We start from the raw sequence: 1,558 nt of genomic DNA, 5'->3' as shown, positions 1-1,558 counted from the left end.
TGGCGGGCCGGTCCGCGGTCGCGGGCGCCGACGTGGCGGTGTTCCAGCACGGGGTCGCGTCCGGCGACCCCATGCCCGATCGCGTCATCCTGTGGACAAGGGTGACCCCCGCGCCCGACGCGTTCGCGGGCTCGGGCCGCGGAGTGCCCGTCACCGTCAGTTGGGAGATCGCCAACGACCCCGGTTTCTCCCAGGTCGTCCGGACCGGTTCGCTCGTCACCGACGCCGGCCGCGACCACACCGTCAAGTTCGACTGCACCGGCCTGGCCCCCGACCGCTGGTACCACTACCGCTTCCGTGCGCTCGGTCAGACCTCGCCCACCGGTCGCACCCGCACCGCCCCGGCGGACGGGGCGCTGCCCTCCACCGGCCGCTGGCGCATCGGGGTGGTCTCGTGCTCCAACTGGGAGGCGGGGTACTTCTCCGGGTACCGCCATCTCGAGGCGCGCGGGGACCTCGACGCGATCGTCGAACTGGGCGACTACATCTACGAGTACGGCCGCGATGAGTACACGGGCAAGTTCGGGGCGGTGCGGCCCCATGATCCCCCGCACGACACCGTGACCCTGGCCGACTACCGGATCCGCCTGGCCCAGTACCACACCGACCCGGACCTCCAGTCCCTGCACGCGCACGTCCCGTGGATTTGCACCTGGGACGACCACGAGCTCGCGAACGACAACTGGTCCGACGGGGCCGAGAACCACCACCCACACCAGGGGCCGTTCGCCGACCGCAAGGCCGCCAGCTCCCAGGCCTACTTCGAGTGGATGCCGGTGCGGCCCGAGTCCCTCCGCGACGGTGGACACCTCTACCGGCGGTTGCGCTGGGGCTCGCTCGCCGAGATCAGCATGCTGGACCTGCGCTCGTACCGCACGGAGGGGCCGGACCGCTTCGACGGCCACGCGATCGACGTCACGGGCACGATCACCGGCGCCGAGCAGTTCGACTGGCTGGCCCGTGGGCTCAGGTCATCGACCGCCCGCTGGAACGTCATCGGCAACTCGGTGATGATCACGCCCGTGCTCCTGCCCCCTCTCGATCCGCGGACCACCGCCGCGCTCACCGAGTTGCTGGGCGTCCCGCGCGAGGGCATCACCTACAACCCCGACCAGTGGGACGGCTACGCGGGTGAGCGCCGCAGACTGATGGAGGTCATCCGCGCCGCCGGCACCCGCAACACCGTCTTCCTCACCGGTGACATCCACACTTCCTGGGCCAACGAGGTGCCGTTCGAGCCCGCGGACTACCCGGGCGCGGGCGTCGGTGCGATCGAGTTCGTGACCCCGTCGATCACCAGCAACAACATCGACGACATGGTCAACCTGCCGGAGGGCAACCCGCTGTCCCAGACCGCGCAGGGGGCCCTCACGCAGGTCAACCGCCATGTGCGGTGGGTGGATCTGGACCGCCACGGTTTCACGGTGGTCGAGTTCACCACCGACTTCGCCCACGCCGACTACTGGGCGCTGGTCGCGCGCGAGGACCCGGCCAGCGGCGCCTACCCCCTCGCCAGCTGGCGGGTGCGGCACGGGACCGACCAGCTGGAGCCGGCCGG

1 protein-coding gene is annotated in these 1,558 nt (G+C 71.1%); it reads left to right on the top strand.

What is annotated here, in order from left to right:
• On the top strand, positions 1–1,558 hold a 1,558-nt coding region (locus tag G6019_RS13585; RefSeq protein WP_182627803.1), incomplete at both ends, for an alkaline phosphatase D family protein.

Origin of the sequence: Dietzia sp. DQ12-76 (assembly GCF_014145045.1) — a bacterium.
GTDB lineage: Bacteria > Actinomycetota > Actinomycetes > Mycobacteriales > Mycobacteriaceae > Dietzia.
This window is presented reverse-complemented; position numbering and strand designations above follow the sequence as displayed.